14 protein-coding genes and 1 pseudogene are annotated in these 18,073 nt (G+C 49.2%); 11 read left to right on the top strand and 4 right to left on the bottom strand.

Going from position 1 to position 18,073, the window contains the following annotated elements:
* Nucleotides 1–103 precede the first annotated feature (103 nt).
* The 3 genes from U2F10_RS18465 to U2F10_RS18455 are packed head-to-tail and all read left to right on the top strand — an operon-like array spanning nt 104 to nt 3,010.
* Entirely contained in the window at nt 104–1,501 is a 1,398-nt protein-coding gene (locus tag U2F10_RS18465) for a HAMP domain-containing sensor histidine kinase (protein ID WP_499866851.1), read from the top strand.
* Between the two features lie 26 nt (nt 1,502–1,527).
* A complete protein-coding gene (locus tag U2F10_RS18460; protein WP_006514894.1) occupies nt 1,528–2,211 on the top strand; it encodes a response regulator transcription factor in 684 nt (227 codons plus the stop codon).
* 4 nt (nt 2,212–2,215) lie between these two features.
* Nucleotides 2,216–3,010: an ABC transporter permease gene (locus tag U2F10_RS18455; RefSeq protein ID WP_499062306.1), complete on the top strand. Its 795-nt coding sequence runs from the start codon at nt 2,216–2,218 to the stop codon at nt 3,008–3,010.
* A gap of 150 nt (nt 3,011–3,160) precedes the next feature.
* Here U2F10_RS18455 and U2F10_RS18450 read toward each other — a convergent pair whose 3' ends face one another.
* Nucleotides 3,161–4,675, bottom strand: coding sequence for a CAP domain-containing protein (locus U2F10_RS18450; protein ID WP_499872977.1), 1,515 nt, complete (start codon nt 4,673–4,675; stop codon nt 3,161–3,163).
* Nucleotides 4,676–5,019: 344 nt separating this feature from the next.
* Between U2F10_RS18450 and U2F10_RS18445 the strand changes: the two genes are divergently transcribed.
* The 3 genes from U2F10_RS18445 (at nt 5,020) to U2F10_RS18435 (ending at nt 7,723) form a co-directional block, all read left to right on the top strand.
* Complete coding sequence (locus U2F10_RS18445) at nt 5,020–5,169, top strand: hypothetical protein (protein WP_163663051.1); 150 nt, start codon at nt 5,020–5,022, stop codon at nt 5,167–5,169.
* A gap of 25 nt (nt 5,170–5,194) precedes the next feature.
* The gene (locus U2F10_RS18440; protein ID WP_163663048.1) at nt 5,195–6,538 is read left to right on the top strand and encodes a hypothetical protein; all 1,344 of its coding nucleotides are present in this window, start codon (nt 5,195–5,197) and stop codon (nt 6,536–6,538) included.
* 75 nt (nt 6,539–6,613) lie between these two features.
* On the top strand, nt 6,614–7,723 hold the full coding sequence (locus U2F10_RS18435; protein ID WP_499872976.1) for a DUF1822 family protein: 1,110 nt from the start codon (nt 6,614–6,616) through the stop codon (nt 7,721–7,723).
* Between the two features lie 133 nt (nt 7,724–7,856).
* Here U2F10_RS18435 and glmU read toward each other — a convergent pair whose 3' ends face one another.
* Together glmU and U2F10_RS18425 are read right to left on the bottom strand one after the other, a co-directional pair.
* A complete protein-coding gene (gene glmU, locus U2F10_RS18430; RefSeq protein ID WP_499872975.1) occupies nt 7,857–9,239 on the bottom strand; it encodes a bifunctional UDP-N-acetylglucosamine diphosphorylase/glucosamine-1-phosphate N-acetyltransferase GlmU in 1,383 nt (460 codons plus the stop codon).
* A gap of 287 nt (nt 9,240–9,526) precedes the next feature.
* The gene (locus tag U2F10_RS18425) at nt 9,527–10,423 is read right to left on the bottom strand and encodes a tRNA (5-methylaminomethyl-2-thiouridine)(34)-methyltransferase MnmD (protein WP_499872974.1); all 897 of its coding nucleotides are present in this window, start codon (nt 10,421–10,423) and stop codon (nt 9,527–9,529) included.
* Nucleotides 10,424–10,475: 52 nt separating this feature from the next.
* Between U2F10_RS18425 and U2F10_RS18420 the strand changes: the two genes are divergently transcribed.
* The 5 genes and pseudogenes from U2F10_RS18420 (at nt 10,476) to U2F10_RS18400 (ending at nt 17,036) form a co-directional block, all read left to right on the top strand.
* On the top strand, nt 10,476–11,333 hold the full coding sequence (locus tag U2F10_RS18420; RefSeq protein ID WP_499873002.1) for a sulfurtransferase: 858 nt from the start codon (nt 10,476–10,478) through the stop codon (nt 11,331–11,333).
* Nucleotides 11,334–11,418: 85 nt separating this feature from the next.
* Nucleotides 11,419–11,961: a 16S rRNA (guanine(966)-N(2))-methyltransferase RsmD gene (rsmD, locus tag U2F10_RS18415; protein ID WP_499062300.1), complete on the top strand. Its 543-nt coding sequence runs from the start codon at nt 11,419–11,421 to the stop codon at nt 11,959–11,961.
* Nucleotides 11,962–12,199: 238 nt separating this feature from the next.
* A pseudogene (locus U2F10_RS18410) lies at nt 12,200–13,938 on the top strand (diflavin flavoprotein).
* Between the two features lie 189 nt (nt 13,939–14,127).
* Nucleotides 14,128–14,259: a hypothetical protein gene (locus tag U2F10_RS18405; protein ID WP_499872973.1), complete on the top strand. Its 132-nt coding sequence runs from the start codon at nt 14,128–14,130 to the stop codon at nt 14,257–14,259.
* 704 nt (nt 14,260–14,963) lie between these two features.
* Nucleotides 14,964–17,036 (top strand): calcium-binding protein, encoded by a 2,073-nt coding sequence (locus U2F10_RS18400; protein ID WP_499872972.1) that lies wholly within the window; start codon nt 14,964–14,966, stop codon nt 17,034–17,036.
* Nucleotides 17,037–17,230: 194 nt separating this feature from the next.
* On the opposite strand, the gene U2F10_RS18395 is transcribed toward U2F10_RS18400, so the two are convergent.
* Entirely contained in the window at nt 17,231–18,052 is an 822-nt protein-coding gene (locus tag U2F10_RS18395) for an N-acetylmuramoyl-L-alanine amidase (protein WP_499872971.1), read from the bottom strand.
* Between the last annotated feature and the right edge of the window lie 21 nt (nt 18,053–18,073).

Raw genomic sequence — 18,073 nt, 5'->3', positions numbered from 1 at the left:
CGTCATCTGGGGGATTTATCAGGATTATCTCAGCTTGCCTAGATACAGTCATGACAGTTAAAAAAGTTCTAATCTGTGCTGTCACCCTCTGTGCGTTGTTCTAATGAAATTTGATCCAGGTTGCATTCAATTTCGCCTCACTGCTGGCATGGTATTGGCATCTATCCTTGGCTTTGGTGGTATGACCGCCTGGAGCAATTTTAGAATGCAGCAAATTCTGATTAAGGGGCATAAGGAAAATGCCCTGGAGATTGCCGAGCGCTTTGGCCAGGATGTTGCTTGGATGGACGAAACAATGCCATCCACCATGGCCCTGGAAAAGGTGATCAACTACCGCTCAACTGCGGATACAGCCATTTGGATTCGTTCCCCAGAAGGAGAGCTCGTTGCCCAGTCCGATACCCTCGAAATGGGGTCTTGGAAGAAAGATGGCCTGGCAGAAGACGTGTTAGATCTGCCCCCCCAAAGTCGACTGGAAAGTGTCAATATTCAGGGCCGACAGCTAATTGTTTGCATTAGTCCCCTGGAGGTGAGGGGGAATCTCGTAGGAGATCTGTTTGTAATTGATGACATTACCCAAAACCAGCGCAGTTTTGCGGCGGTTAATCGTGATTTGACCCTGGCTAGCATTTTGGTCATTGGTCTATCTGCCATTGTGATTGCCATTTATGTGCGCCAGTCCATCAAGCCGATTTGTAAGATGAATGAGCTGGCGGCCAATGTGTCCCCTGACAATCTGGCAGATACACATCTGGAATTTGACCGGGCTCCAACCGAAGTGCGGGATCTGGCCCAGGCATTCAACATGATGCTGGGCAGACTGTCAGCAGCCTGGGATCAGCAGCGTCGTTTTGTCAGCGATGTGTCCCATGAGCTGCGCACTCCCTTAACTCTGGTCCATGGCTATTTGCAAAGTACCTTACGTCGTTGCAATACCCTGACTGAACCCCAGCGAGAGGGGCTGGAAATTGCGGCGGCTGAAGCGGACCGGACAATTCGTCTACTGCAGGATTTGCTGGATTTGGCGCGGGCCGATGGTGGCCATATGCGGTTCCACATTGAACGGTTGCCGCTAAAGGACATGGTTTTGAACACCATTGAAATGTGCGGTTATTCTAGCGATCGGGTCAAGGCGGATATTCAAAGCTCAGGTATCGATGCCAGGGCCGATCGCAATCGCTTGAAGCAGGTGTTAATCAATTTGATTAGTAATGCCGTCAAATACTCTGAAACCAGTACGGTGGTTACCGTACGATTAAGGCAGGAAGACGAATGGGCAGTGATTCAGATTTGCGATCGCGGTCGTGGCATTCCCATGGCTGACCTCAGTCAAATTTTTGAGCCCTTTTACCGAGTGGATGAAGACCGTTCACGGGCCACCGGAGGTACCGGTCTTGGATTATCCATCGTTAAAACATTAGTTGAAGGCATGCGAGGAAAAATTAAGGTACAGTCCAAGCCAGGTGAAGGTAGTATATTCACCGTCAGCCTACCTTCGTAGTCAGGTTATCCCTGGAGTCAATCATCATGACAGAACCTTCAGCCAAAATATTAGTCATAGAGGATGAGACCCAACTTGCCAAGTTTGTGCAAATGGAACTCTCTTACGAAGGCTATGATGTGGCCGTAGCTAACGATGGCCTGTCCGGTCTCATGGCCGCCCGCGACAACATGCCAGATTTGATTTTGCTCGACTGGATGATGCCAGGATTGGCTGGCGTAGAGGTTTGTCGCCGTCTGCGCAGCACCGGTGCGCAGATGCCGATCATTTTCCTAACAGCGAAAGACGACGTGGCCGATCGAGTGGCTGGGCTAGATGCCGGAGCGGATGATTACGTCGTTAAACCTTTTAGCATTGAAGAATTGCTGGCCCGCGTCCGGGCCCACCTGCGCCGCAACGATCCCCAAGAAGCAGAATCGTTACAGTTTGAAACCCTCACCCTCAACCGCAAAACTCGCGAAGTGTTTCGGGGTAACCGTGGCATTGAGCTAACGGCAAAAGAATTTGACTTATTAGATTACCTGATTGCCCATCCTCGGCAGGTACTGACCCGCGACCAGATTTTAGAAAAAGTCTGGGGCTATGATTTCATGGGGGATTCCAACATCATTGAGGTCTACATTCGCTACCTGCGGTTGAAGCTAGAGGCAGAGGGCGAAAAGCGTTTGATCCAGACTGTGCGCGGTGTGGGTTACGTTTTGCGGGAGTGATTCGTTGAACCCAACCACCATTGAACTTGACCTGATCCGCATTGCCTGGGCCTTGGGGTTAGCCGCTGTCGCCATTGGATTATCCCTTTGGCAACAGCTGGGCCTGGCTGGTACCCTGGCCTTGGCCACCCTGCGCACCGTGGTGCAGCTGTTTGCGGTTGGGATTTTTCTATCCATTGTGTTTACCCTCCGCAGTCCGGGTCTGATTATCCTGGTACTGCTGGTGATGACAACGGTTGCCGCGTTGACTGCCCGCAACCGCATTGGGAAAGACATTCCTCGGCTGATGCTATGGCTGTGGGGGGCCATTTTAACCAGCACGGCCCTGACGATTACCTATACCATGACGGTCGTGGTGCGTCCTGAGCTCTGGTATGAACCCCGCTATCTTATTCCCCTAACCGGTATGGTGCTGGGTAATGCCCTAACAGCGGCGTCTTTGACGGGGGAGCGTTTAGTCAGTGCCCTCCGTAACCATCGTGGTGAGATTGAAACCCACCTGAGTTTGGGGGCAACCCCAAGTCAAGCGATCGCAACTTATCGCAGGGAGGCCATTAAAGCCGGTCTGATTCCCACAGTTAATTCCATGATGGTTGTTGGTCTGGTCACCCTACCCGGCATGATTACGGGCCAAATTTTAGGGGGAGCTGACCCCCTGAATGCCGCGCTTTACCAGATGTTGATTATGTTTATGTTGGCCTTTGCAACACTCACCACTGCCATCTTGGTTGCCTATGCCATCAAGCGACAGTTTTTTAATCAAGCCATGCAACTCATTGATCCTAAAAAACAGAAGTAGAGTTGGAAAAGTCTGTTGAGATGGCTGATGCCATCCAGGGTAGGGGCATTCCCTTGTGGATGCCCTGCGGTACCGGGCGCGATCAGTCAGGATTTTGTATTAGAGGTCAGGGGTCAGTGAGGTCCTGGATTCTGACATCGGAATGTGCACTTAAACCAAAACAAACATCTCACTCGTCATATCAGTGACAACCACGTTATTTACCTGAGCCAGGGTCTCTCCATCTACAGAGATCACTGTGGCATCACCGCTCTGCCCTAAGGAAAGATCAGCATAGGTTAGTCCATCGGCTAAACCAATCAAGTCAATCCCGACTTCAAAATCTCGAATAATATCTCTGCCTTCTCCAGCAGCCAGGATAAACCTATCCGCACCGCTACCTCCAGAAAAGTTATCTCCAGTGAGAATATCGTTGCCTAAGCCACCCCGTAACAGATCATCGCCATCATCACCCCAGATCAAATCATCACCCGCGCCACCAAAGAGAGTATCATTGCCCCCTTTGCCCCCAATGCGATCGTTACCAAGACGGCCCCAGATAACATCATCGCCACCAACCCGACCACCCGGATCTCTCCGATTATGATCGCCGCGCAATATGTCATCACCATCACTACCTAAAATCTGATCATCACCTAAACCACCCGCAGTGGGTTGAGTATTATCACGAACTTCAATACTGTCATTACCAGGAGTTCCTATACCTAAAGTGTTGTTGTCAGGGTTGTTTATGGGTGGCTGCGGCTCTGGCTTAGGAGTGGGCTCTTGAGGCTGAGGTGTTGGTGTAGGAGAAGGTGTTGGTGTAGGAGAAGGTGCGGGTATAGGCGGTGATGGCAGGTCTGGCTGCGGTAAGTCGGGTTGAGGGGCTGGCGTAGGAACAGGGGGCTCCGGAATAGGCGTAGGTGTGGGAGCAGGGGGTAGCGGAACAGGGGGCTCCGGAATAGGCGTAGGTGTGGGAGCAGGGGGTGTAGGTGTAGGTGTAGGGGGCTCCGGAATAGGCGTAGGTGTAGGTGTAGGGGGTGTAGGTGTAGGGGGTGTAGGTGTGGGAACAGGTGCTGGAGTAGGGTTAGGAGAAGTTGGAGGCGGTGTTGGCACAGGTGCTGGAGTCGGCACTGGCCCAGGTGCTGGAGTAGGAGTAGTTGGCGCAGGTGCTGGAGTCGGCGCTGGCACAGGTGCGGGTGCTGGCGCTGGCGCAGGGGGTGTGGGCCTTGGTGTCGGACGCCTTGGTGGTGTTGGAGGAGCCGGTTCAGTACCTGGAATTCTGGTGCCTAAGACAATTGTCCAATAATCAAAATAATTATGGTTACCAGTATCGTTGGCTAAAAAGACATGGCCTGCCCCTAGCTGCCGTACATTGGGATTTAAAATATTAGCGCGATGGCCTGGACTGCTCATCCAGTCATCAAACACTTCTCTCACTGTGTAGTGCCCCGCACCAATATTTTCAACAACTGTTCGAGATTGGTAACCAGCAACTCTCGCTCTTTGGGTTGGGTTTGAACCATTAGAACCCCTATGGCCAACAACTAAATCATTATGAGCAATATCAGAAGTATGCCGCTGAGCAGCATGATTGAGTTGTTGATCGATGGTGAGTCGAGACAAGCCTGCCCTAACGCGCACACCATTAACGAGCGCGAGAAACTGCTGAACAAATGTAGCCATTTTTATACGTATTTCGGATCGGTGCGTGCCGTACTGTTCTTTTTTATCCCTTGGCCCATGGCCATCCCCATGGTGCTAACACCCAACTTCATACATCTTTTTTGAAGAAGTTGGGGATTAGTCGTAGATCCACCGAGCAAACTATGACTAGGATTGTTACCGTAGAACACAAAAACTGTTCTACTTGATAAAACACGTCAGTGCATTTACCCATGGTGATAAGAGGTCGTCCGTCTCAGATTTTTCTTGAGCTATTGTGCGCTTAGATACACCCAAGACAACCTTGAATAAGTCAAGGCTATGAAGCAATAAGTTCTCACAGAACATTGAGGAGGCCTTGCTCCATGAGTAAACTACTTCATGCCATATCCTTACTGTTGGCCATTATCCTTTACCGTATGTTGGCTCCAACCCCCATACCCGGTGGATCGACTGGCAATTATTCAATAAATTCTCAAATTTATCTGACTACTGCAACGACCGTTCTAGACTGATTTCAGGTAATTGTTTGCATTCACCATGGTTAACACATCGCGTTATTGGCAAATGATGGTTTTAACGGCTGCAGGGCGACTACAGCGACAGAAATTCCCCGATGCCCAACGCTGGTTTCAGCCCCAATTTGGCCAGCGTTTAGAAGCTGAAATCCTGTCCGAACGCGATTGTCAGTTAGCTTTGTGGGAGTTAACCCAAACCGATGCAGAGAATGCAGCCATAGCTCAACTGTGTTTGCGCTGTTGGTTGTCCCACCAGATTGAAGCTGCCTGTACCCAGTTAGTTCGTCAATTTGGTGAGACCTATAACTTTACAGGCGCAGATCTATGGCCCCTGATTTTGGATGACGATGGTCAGGTTCCTGCAACCTACCCTGCTGTGGCGATGCAAATTCTAGCTAAATACGATCCCAGGCAGTCGGCCTTGAGTACCTGGACCAGTCGACTGACTAAAAGTCATCCGAATCTCAACCGTTTCTTTATGGAACAAGGGTTATATCGCATTAGCCCATGGGCAATTCTCAACGATACCCGCATATCGCAGTTGCCCAGAGCGTTGCCCCACCTCAGTCAAAGTGAGTTGACTGCAGCTAGCCAATTACTCAGTGCCTATCATCGGGTGTATCGTAATGACCGATTAAAACAGCGCCAGGGTCGTGCCCGTCGCTGTGTTGACCCCACCGATGAACAGCTCCAAAAGATTGTACCCAATGAGGCTCCTAACCTGGTATTTGCCCAGTTACATGAGCTGGCAGATCAGTTGCGACAATATCGGATTGCAGTGCGTCGACGTACCCCATTGACCCAATCTTTAGATAACACTGAGACAGGTCTTTCCAATCTCTCGGCACCGACTTCTGATGACGCAGAGAAAGCTCAAGATGACTTTTTAAAGCGTTATCGGACTCACTTTATTACGACTCTCGACCAGGCAATTCACCATATTGTGCAAAGCTATAGCACCCACTATAAAAGGAGGAAACCACCCCAGGATAGCGTTTATCGAAAGGCCCTAATACTATTTCACTGTCAGGGATTATCCATGGGAGTGATTGCGAAACAGTTAGAGTTAACTAATCAGGTAAAGGTAACCCGTTTGTTGCAGCTTAAGCAATTTCGAGCCAAGGTTTGTATCTACTGGTTAAATCAACTTAAAGAGCAAGTCCAGGCGGATGCGTTACAGCATGTTTCTGCTGACCGGCTAACCAAAATTGCCCAGCAACTGGATTACATTTTGACTGAAGAAACAGAAACAGTGATGGCAGAAGCTGCCTCAGAGGCACAAATCCCTAAGAATCGTACGGCAAATAGCATATTTTCCCGTCGTCTGTGTGAAACAGTTTTATCTTCTACGCCTCCTGATGAATAGCCCCTCTATAAAAATACTCCCTGTAAGCTGATCTCATTCTAGTTAACCCACACTGTCACAGCGCTTTTTCACGCCATGAATACTTCATCCCTCGATCCTCAACAATTTGATATAATTCCCCTCTCAACAGAAACAGTTATGCTATCTACCACCTCTACACAATGGGCTACAGACATTTGTCAAGATATTTCGGATGATGATAGCCAATGGCAAACTTTTTTGAGAGCATTGGCTATGGCAGGGGTAAAACAATGGCTTGAAGATACTGGTTTACTTCCTGCTGACTTACAAGAGACAACGTTCACCCAATCGTCTAATTTGAATGTCGGAGACTATCGTCTATGGGTGTTACCCATGGGCTCAGTGGTTGATGATGCCGTGAGCATCCCAACAGCCGCTGTAACAGGGGATCAGGCAGCCCATTTATATGTCCTGGCGGAAGTGCAAGAAGAAGTGAACCAGGTGCGTGTAGTGACAGGTTTACGCCATGATCAGCTACAGCAATATGTGCAACAACATACCCCTACAGATACTCAGGCTTATACGGTTCCCCTTGATCGGTTTGTGGTCACTCCAGAACAACTTTTGTTATATCTCAATTGTCTAGAGCCAGAGACAATTATCCAGACTGCTCCGTCTAGTCAGCTGAGTGCGATCGCTGAGACTATAACCACAGGTGTGGTTAATGTGGGGAGATGGCTACAGGGTGAGCTAGATACCATGGCTGAGCAGCTTGCCTGGGAGTTACTGCCACCCTTGACGCCAGCCCATGGCTTGCGACCTGTTAAAGAAGAAATAGAAAATATTGTAGAAGAACTCACATCTCAGGGCATTGAAATCCCTATACGGGCAAGGGGTGCTTGTAAAAAGATTAATTTAGCGGGCTTTCCTTGCCGTCTTTATGCGTGGGTTTGGCCATTGATGGTGGATGATGTGCCTGAGTGGAGCCTGTTTTTAATTTTAGGACCGACACCAGGAGAGACCCTACCGGTTGGCATTGAGCTGATGGTGAGTGATCAGCAGGAGATATTGTCGCGTTCTACACTTACCCAAGAGACGTCAGTTACCTATCTGTACACTCAAGTCATTGGTTACTGGCAAGAGCAGTTCATAGTGGATATCGGGTTACCTAATGGTCCCACCATGACATTGCCGCCGTTTGGCTTTGAGATTAGCCAGGGATAGACGTTGCTGTTTGAGACACCCCATAGACTAAATTGAGAGCTACTGGTTAGACCTGCGTCTTACGTTGCCATTTAACTGTTTAGCCTACAGGAGTATCCATTTTTAATCGGGTTTAATGAATTCGGATTGGGGCTTATTTCTCAGTAGTATCCTTGTTCATAAACTTGGGTTTCCAGTTTTTAAGCACACGCCGCTCACCACGGGTGACGATCAGACAGTTATCATCCACGTCTTTTGTGACCACTGCGCCTGCACCCACCGTCACATTCTTACCCAATGTGACAGGGGCCACTAAAACACTGTTGGAGCCTGTTTTAGTATTGTCTTTAATTACCGTGGGATGTTTTTTATAGCCATCGTAGTTGGCCGTGATAGTGCCTGCACCAATGTTGACTTTGTCACCTAAGGTGGCATTACCCAGATAAGACAAATGGGCAGCATTAGTGTTGTTGCCAATGGTGGTTTTTTTGACTTCAACAAAGTTGCCAACGCGGCAGCCTTCACCAATTATCACTTCACCACGCAGATGGGTGTAGGGACCAATGTGGCCTGCACCTTCAATTTTACTGTCATTGATGACTGAATACTTGATCGTAGTGTTTGCCCCGATGGTGCTGTTGTCAATCAGAGTGCCGGGACCAATGTGGCAACCGGCAGCAATGGTGGTGTTACCACGCAGGTGGGTTTCCGGTTCAATTACCACATCGGGCTCCACCTTGACGGTGGCATCAATGGTGATGCTGTCAGGATTGATCATGGTAATCCCAGAAAGCATCAGTTCATCCTTGATGCGGCATTGCAGAATCGTGGCTGCGTCTGATAACTGCTTACGGTTGTTGATACCAGAAATCTCTTCGATATCGTCTACATCTAAGGCCATTACCGGTGAAAGGTCTTTGACCACATCGGTTAGATAGTATTCATTCTGATCGTTATCTGACCTCAGGTGGGGTAGCACCGTCATTAGCTTTTGCCAGTTAAAGCAGTAAATGCCGGAGTTAATGCGTCTGTTACCACGCTGTTCAGGGGTGCAGTCGCGGTGTTCAATAATCTCAGAGACAATATAATTCTCATCGCAGAAGACTCGGCCATAGCCGGTCGGATCCTCAAACTGGGCCGTGAGAATGGTGGCAGCATTCTTGTTCTCAACATGGGTCCGCACCATTTTGGCAATGGTCTCGGGGCGCAGTAGGGGCACATCCCCATTCAGCACCAGCAGGTTACCTTCAAACCCTTCTAATGCAGGAATTACCTGCTGCACGGCATGGCCGGTGCCTAGCTGTTCAGTTTGCTCAACGAATTCCAATCCAGATACGTGGGCCAATGCAGTCTGTACGTCATCGGCCAGATACCCCACAATGGCAATTTGGCGTTCGGGTTGTACGTGTTCCAAGCTAGCCAGCACATTTTCCACCAGGGTGCGACCCCCTAGAGGATGAAGCACCTTAGGCAGACGCGATCGCATCCGAGTTCCTTTACCTGCTGCCAATACTGCCACTGCCAATGGGTTAGTCATAGGAATTACGAGAGTAAACGTTAGCGTAAGAACATCAAAAAATTACGGGAGGAGTATACCGCGCAGCGGTTGGACTTCCCAAGTATGATGGCTACTTAGGGTAAAGGGTATGTCAGGAAAGCCAAAGGGTAGATAGACGTTTAAGTTCTTGGTTCTTGGTTCTTAGTCCTTGGTTCTTGGTTCTTGGTTCTTGGTTCTTGGTTCTTGGTCTCTGGTTTTATCCAGGTCAACCAAGTCACTCATTCAAAACTCAAAACTCAAAACTCAAAACTCAAAATCAAGCATTTTTAGCCCCTCTGCCTCGTTAACCAACGTCGTCGCCAGGCACTCGTTGGTTCCAGTTTAGATTCCTGCTGTTCCTGCTGACGCTGGGCCATAATTGCTTCAGCCGTTGCTGCCAGCGTTGGGTCACGATAGGGAATGGCCGCCCGTGTTTGCAGATGCTCTTGTTCCTGTGGCGACAGGTCTGGTAAAGGGCGCTGAGTTTTGGTCGCCACGGTGCAGGGCCAATGGCGACCGGTTCCTGGCAATGAGCCCATGGTTAAGCCAGCTAATCCCATGGCTGAACGAACAGCAGCAGCGCAGGAATAGGTGGCCAGGATGCCGCTCTCATCCAGGCATTGAGCCGTAAGTTTAAAGAATTCCACCGTCCAAAGCTGGGGGCAGCGTGGGGGGGAAAACGGGTCAAATAGAATGGCATCAGCCTGCCAACCCTTGGCGGCCAGGGGTTGCAACGTTTGCCGGGCGTCGCCAAGAATCAGCTGGATATCCAGTGTGGGGCTTTTGTAAGATTGCTCGGTGGCCAGGGTCTTCAGGATTTGCTGGGTGTGCGGTGTCCAGTGGTGGATGAGGTTATTTGCGATCGCATCCCGAACCACCGTTACATTGATTTCCAAGGCCCGAATCGTCACCTGACAGTCAGGATTGACCTGCTGAATCGTATCCAGGGCCGCTGCTGTGTTGTATCCCAGCCCATAGCAAACATCCAAAATAGATAGCCGTTCCGCTTTGGCCAGCTCCGGAATATTGGCCGCATCGACATAATTTCGCTGCGCATCGGTATAGGCTCCATGACGGCAGTGAAAATGCTCGCCAAATTCCTCCGAGTAAAACGTGGCTGAGCCATCCCCAGTTAATTCTATCGTCAGACCACTAGATGAATTTTTATAGTCGTCATCAGCCATTAATGAGCTACCAATCCTAACGAAACTATAATTAACATCGTCTTTGCTACGGATCCAAACGTTGTCTTTACCGCCAGAGTCGCCTATTGATCTGACCACTACTTATATTGTTAGTCCCCAGTGGCTGGCAAAACATCTCAATAGCGCCTTGCTTGTTATTGATTGCCGATTTTCTCTGCCAGAACCGGAACTGGGTCAACAGCAATACGACTCTGGTCATATCCCCGGTGCCTACTATCTCGACCTAAACAAACATCTCTCTAGCCCCGTTCAAGACCATGGGGGCCGTCACCCGTTGCCCAACTGGCAAACGTTTGTCGACACTCTAAACCTGTTAGGCATGCAGTCTACGCCTCAGACACCCGTTGTGATTTACGATGCCTCCCGGTTTGCGTTTGCCGCCCGCCTTTGGTGGATGTTGCGCTATTTAGGCCACGGCAATGTAGCTTTGTTGGATGGGGGTATAGATGCCTGGATTAAGGCAGGCTTACCCCTTAGTCGTGAAACGCCACCATCTCAGGTAGGTCGCTTTATGCCCCAGCCCCAGGCTGATTGGGTTGTGGATATTGACTATGTGCGTCAACACAAAGACACCCCTGGCACGGTGGTAATCGACGCTCGATCCGCCGATCGCTTCCGTGGTGAACGTGAACCCATTGATCCGATTGCGGGTTCTGTGCCTGGGGCAGTGAACTACTTTTGGAAAGATCTTAGTACTGACGCCGGATTGCTCAAAGCGCCAGACGCATTGGCGCAATATTGGCGAGGGGTGGACAATGCTGATGAAGTTATCGTCTACTGTGGGTCTGGTGTGACGGCCTGTGTTAATTTATTTTCCCAGGTTGTGGCCGGTAAACCCATGGGTAAGCTTTATCCCGGTGGCTGGAGCGATTGGTGCTCTTATCTGTGAATTGGTATGCCTTGTGACACGGGCATCCACAAAGGAGTGCCCCAGAGAAGGGTCCCTATAGAGATAACCCATTGTTTATTGCCAAATGTCTATTCGTATCTACGGTAATCGTGCCATCAAAACGTTGCCGGGGCAGGCGACTCGCCCCACCCCCGCTAAGGTACGCGAGGCGTTGTTTAATATTTGGCAGGGGCGAGTCAGTGGCTGCCGTTGGTTAGATCTATGTGCAGGTAGTGGTGCCATGGGGGCAGAAGCCCTTTGTCGCGGGGCCAGCGTGGTGGTGGGCATAGAGCAGTCGGGGGCTGCCTGTCGGATTGTGCAAACCAACTGGCAGACTGTTGCTAAACCAGAACAATCCTTTCAAGTGATTCGTGGAGAGGTGACTAAAAAGCTACAGACTTTAACTTTAGACCCCTTTGATCTGGTGTACTTAGATCCACCCTACGCTGCTAAACTCTACGACAAAGTGCTTGCTCTTCTGGTTGAGAAATCTCTATTAGCTCCAGGGGCAATAGTTGCTACAGAATATACCCCAGAACATTGGCAGCCCAAATCTCTCATTGGCCTAGAACTCTCCCGCACTAAACGCTACGGTCTCACCCATCTAGCCTTATTTAAAGTGTCTTAAAGGCTTAAACCCTGATTGGGTCCATGGGAAGAACGGCGCTGTGGGCCCACCCACCCCTGGGAACTGCCCCCACCACCTTAAGCGCTATTAGTATTGCTTATGCTTATCAGTTACGTTAGGAAAAAAGACTGCAAAAATTAATGTTTTGAGACACAATAATACTAAAGCAACCTTCGTGTTGCTAAAGTCGTGCGCATGCGCGTTATGACATATTAGTCAGACCAGTTTAGAGGTACCTATGGTTGTAGCTGCTCCAAACACTGCCAAACCAGCTGAAAAGCGTCTCACTATCGCTACTGGTGAGATTGCTGAAAATACTACGACTATCCGGTCCCTGGACTGGGATCGAGATCGGTTTGATATTGAGTTTGGGTTGCAGAACGGTACGACCTATAACTCTTACTTAGTGCGTGGGGAAAAGACAGCACTGATAGACACCTCCCACGCTAAGTTTCAGCAGCTCTATATGGATGCGCTGACGGGGCTGATTGATCCTAAGGAAATTGACTATATCGTGATTAGTCATACTGAACCGGACCATAGCGGCCTGGTGAAGGATGTGTTGGATCTTGCACCTCAGGCAGTTGTGGTTGGGGCTAAGGTGGCGGTGAAGTTCCTGGAGGATCTGGTTCATCAGCCCTTTGAGTCGCAGCTGGTGAAAAGTGGTGACACTCTGGATTTAGGCAATGGCCACGTTTTGGAATTTGTAAGTGCGCCCAATCTCCACTGGCCCGATACCATTTTTACCTACGATCAAAAGACTGGCATTCTCTACACCTGTGATGCTTTTGGTGCCCACTATTGTAGTGACGATACCTTTGATGAAGATCTGGATGCGCTGACGCCTGACTTTCGCTTTTACTATGAGTGTTTGATGGCTCCCAATGCCCGCTCGGTGCTCTCTGCCATGAAGCGCATGGATAAGTTGGGCACAATTAGCACCATCGCCACCGGTCATGGTCCCCTGTTGCGTCACAATCTAGAAGAACTCACCGAGCGCTACCGCCGCTGGAGTAATGAGAAAAGCAAGGCCGAGAATATGGTGGCGGTTTTCTATGTGTCGGACTATGGGTATTGCGATCGCATCTCCCAAGCCCTGGCTAAAGGCATTACTAAAACCGGCGTCGCTGTCGAAATGATGGATATGCGTCTGGCAGATCCCCATGATGTCACTGAACTAGTCGGTCGCGCTAAAGGTATTTTGATGGGCATGCCCCCATCCTCAGGTCAGGGTGCCGAAGAAGTGCAAACGGCGCTGAGTTCCATTTTGGCAGCTGTCAATAATAAGCAAACCTATGGTCTTTTTGAGTCCTACGGTGGGGATGACGAGCCCATCGATACGCTGCAGAGTCAGCTACAGGACCTGGATCTAAAGGTTGCGTTTGACCCCATTCGGGTGAAAGATACACCATCTGAAGCGCTCTACCAGCTTTGCGACGAGACCGGGACTGACCTGGGTCAAGACCTGGCTCAAGCAAAGAAAATTAAGAAAATTAAGGGGCTTGATGCTGATCTACAAAAGGCGCTGGGTCGCATCAGTAGCGGTCTTTATATCATCACTGCTGCCAAAGGCGCAGTGACTAGCGCGATGTTGGCTTCCTGGATTTCCCAGGCTAGCTTCAAGCCATTGGGCTTTACCATCGCAGTTGCTAAAGACCGAGCCATTGAATCCCTGATGCAGGTGGGTGACACGTTTGTGCTAAATATTTTGGAAGAGGGTAATCATCTGCCACTGATGAAGCACTTCCTGAAGCGTTTCCCCCCGGTGCTGACCGGTTTGCTGGTATTCGTACCCGCCCTGCCAACAACAAGTCTCCGATTCTAGCCGATGCTCTGGCGTACCTGGAGTGTACGGTAACAACTCGGATGGAACTTAGCGATCACTGGCTGGTGTATTGCACCGTTGCGGATGGCAAGGTCTCGAAGGATGAATCAATGACCGCTGTTCACCACCGCAAGATTGGTAACTACTATTAAATAAAAATCTCCTTAAAAACCTTGACAGAGAGTCAAATGGGTAGATGGTCACCAACTGTCTACCCGTTTCTTACAATTACCGAGCCCGTTTCTTTCCATGGTGAATACTTTTGATGAGTATTACGGAATCTTGGAGAATAGCTAAGAACAATATTATACAAAGCCCGAATTCCGTATTCTCAATCCGAAATGGATGATCTCGCCAAGGTGTTGACTGAGTCTGACACCGATCTATTGCGTGCTGTCACCTATCCATGGCTATTGTTCTTAAAAGAGACTGGCAGTGAGCTGTGTGCGCAAAGCTACAGACGCTATCTATAGCTAATCTTTATCTGGTGTGAACCAATCTTGACAATGCCTAAACAAATTGTTTAAATGAGCATCAAGGGTACACTCGGCTATGTTTTGAGTCCTAACAAACAGTAACGTTCATTAGTAAAATAAGTCGGCTATGCACACCAAGGTGCTCTGTTTCTTTTCAAGGAAGCAATGACTCTACCACATCGGCTGATTTCCAAGGACATTAATTAGAGACTCTCCGGAGCCCGCAATATCTTTGTATTCTGAACATTTGAGTAAACTTAAAACTCCCGTGACGAAAAGGTTGTTCAGAAGGGCAATGATTACCGATAGCTGTACCTTTTAGTACCAAAGGTTATATGTCTTGCAGATTGTTCCCGATGCAGCCGCAGACCAGGTATTAAACACAGCTACCAGTCCAGTTAGAACAAGATTATGGATTACTTGTTCAAGATTTCATGTAGACAACAACTCAAAAAGATCGTCTCGCTTATTCGCAGCAAAATCGTGCTGACATAAACCGTTCTTGCAAGAAAGTTTTTTAGATACTTTACGCGACACTCGATAACGCAGAAGGCTACATGTATTCATGCCTTTTGTACCGCCCATAGCTCTTGCTGTCTAAATCTTTCAGCGAGCACCACTGTTATGAACTATGTGCGCAAAGTTATCGGTTCTTTACGCCCGACTAATTCATCCATTTATCTGTCAAACGGGGACTATTTATGACCATCAAAGAACTTACCAAAAAGACTAACAACCTGGATGTCTCTGGTGCTACTTATCTGGGTGGCAACAGAAATGATTCTGCCAATGCAGTCGATGTTTCAAAAAATGGCATCACCGTTTTTGGTGGCGCACTCTCTCAATATAGCTCCAGTGCAAAGAAAATCAACTTATTGGGCGGTGGTGAAGGCAGCGTTGTTCGCTACAACAACAAGACTAACAAAGTCCTTTCAGTGACTCATCTCCCCAGTGAGGTCGACGATCTAGAAGTCAACAGTAAAGGAGAAATAGCCGTTGCTGGTGACTTTGGAGTAGCCGTTCTGAGTGCAGATGGCAACCGCATTATTTGGAGTGACAACAGCGTCTCAGCCAGTCAGGTCTCCATTTCTGACAGCGGTAGAGTTGTTGCCATACAGGGTAGTAGTCAAATCAAACTATATAATAGCCAGGGTAAAGTTCAAGAAGAGTTTTCCACTGGCAAGAACAATCGCCGCTTTAACGATGTGGCCATCACCGATAAAAACGGTGGCACGTTGATCGCCACTGGCTATGAGCAAAAGTCATCGAACTTGCAAGTAGCCTTTACCCAAGCTTGGGACTACAACGGAAAACAGAAATGGAAAAGCTATGACGAAAGCGCCGCCAACATCCGCAAAGCCAATTTGATGGCCGATACGCGTGGTGAAAGCATTGCCATTGGTGATGACGGTGAACTCTACGCCGCTTATTCAATTAACGGAGGCACCGGCTTTTCTATTTTTTCCCGGGACCCACTCAATTTTTCCCAGTCATCGGGGCCTGACACAGTACAAACAGATCGCTACACTCAAGCCACCAATGTCGGTTCAGTCAAAATGACCTATTACGGTCGTTATGATCTAGCTACAGGTGATCTTAAAAAGGGACAATCGTTGCTTACCCGGCTAAGCAGCGGTAGAGGAAACAGTGTTAAACCAACCGACATTACGGCTGATCAACAGGGCAATGTGTACCTTGTGGGTCAGGCTAATGCAAGTTTAGCCAATCGCGATAACCAAACTATTGAGGGTCAAAGAGTACCTGGGTACTCAGGGTCAGAAGGCTTTCTGGCTGTTATGAGTCCTGATTTAAAGACGCGTTATGTTTGGACCCCCTTTGTCGATGGAGACGCCAATGCGATTGGTGTCGGTGGTGGTGTAGCCGCACTAGCCCTGACGGCTGAACCAGGGGCTGACCTGGTGACGGCAAACGCGGTCCAGAGAAATGCTGGCGGTGGAGACGATGCTTACCTGCTGCTAATTGGAGGTGAGAATGGGAATAGTCCAACGCCTGCACCTCCAGCCCCCCCAGTGCCCACTCCCACACCGCCAGCGCCCCCAGCACCCACACCGCCAGCACCCACACCACCTTCAGGACCGAATCGAATCACAAGTAACAACGCTGTGATTCAGGGTACTCGCCGCATTGACACCATTACTGGCGGGTCAAAAAAACAGCGTATCTCTGGCAAGAATGGTAACGATACTATTCGTGGTAAAGGCGGTAACGACACCATTTACGGCGATCAAGGCGCTGATAAGGTGTTTGGTGAAAGAGGTAACGATAAAGTCTTTGGTGGTTCAGGCAATGATTATGTTCATGGTGGCTCGGGCAATGACCGTGTTAACGGTGGCTCGGGCAATGACAGACTGCTAGGTGGCTGGGGCAATGATAGGCTCGTTGGTGGAGATGGTAATGATTTTCTGCAGGGAGCATGGCGTAGAACGGCTGCCGAAAAAGACGTGATGACTGGAGGTAGAGGGCGTGACACCTTTGTCTTGGGTAATCAATCTGGCACCCTTTACGATGACGGTAAAATACGCTCCATGGGGATATCAAACTACGCTCTGATCACGGACTTGAATACGAGTCAGGGTGATATGATCCAGCTTAGTAATGACCATGACTACCGTTTGGGTTCGTCTCCCAAAGGTGCTGATCGTGGCCGTGGATTGTTCATTGATAATGCGGCTGGTCAAAAAGATGAACTCATTGCCGTGATTCGCGGCTCGGGTAATCTCAACCTCAACAGCAGTACCTTTAAGTACGTCTAGACTAGTTAGTGGAAGCATGTCTAGGGGGAGAAACACCTCCGCCTATTGAACAGATTGTATTAGTCCTTGACAGGGAGCTAAACGGGGGGATAACTCTAAGGGCTATCCACCCGTTTTTCTTTAACTTTCTTTCTTTTCGAGAGTACGGGCTGGCAAATCGTCTTGCCTTGATTCTCAATCCGGTTTACAAGCCGTCAGCTCTGACGTTGCAAATAACGACCATGAACCCACCCTTCTATATCCATATTGTCATTGATGGTTTCTAGCACAGTGACTAGTTTCCAATTATTGCTAGTGTCTAGAATGTCAACGGGTGTGTGGGCAGGTAGCGGGCTCTCTGGCAACTTCTCATACTGAGTGCCTGGACCCGTGCGAATATTTAATCGACCTGTTGTTTCATAGAACTCTTCTAAATCCTCACGGCCCATTACCCTGGCACGAAAACTATCCATGGGGAAAGCGGGGCCTGGATCATTCTTGCGTTGGGGGGCAATATCATCATGGCCGATGACATCTTGCAAACCATATTCGTCGACCAACAGGCTGGCAACGTCCATCGCCGCCTCTAGTTGTTCTTCGGTATAAACATGCCAACCACTGGAGGATGACTCATGTTTGTGGGTTGCTTCGAGTACATCAACGTCGTCATACACCTGATTAAACCAACTTTTCCATTCGCCCCCTTGATGCTTTAGCCTACCGGCGTTCACCAGCTCAATCCCAATCGAGTATTTGTTGAGACCTGTTCTCCCCTCCCAAGAACTGCGACCGGCATGCCAGGCTTTCACATTAAACGGCACCAGCTGGGTAATACTGCCATCTCGACCAATGACCAGGTGGGCAGACGCTTTGGCCTGAGCTTGAGTGAGCCATCGTACAGCCGATTTTGCAGTTCTACCCGCTGTGAAATGCATTACTAAATACTCATGGCGCAATGTGCCACCAGAGTTGGGACTCTCCTCAAAGGGATAGGGAGTACCATCATCATGGTAGAGAAGGTGATTAATAATCTGCATTGTTAGTCTCCTAGTAGGTGT

The sequence above is a fragment of the Leptothoe sp. EHU-05/26/07-4 genome, from assembly GCF_043421015.1.
Classification (GTDB): Bacteria; Cyanobacteriota; Cyanobacteriia; order Phormidesmidales; family Phormidesmidaceae; genus Leptothoe; species Leptothoe turfae.
This window is presented reverse-complemented; position numbering and strand designations above follow the sequence as displayed.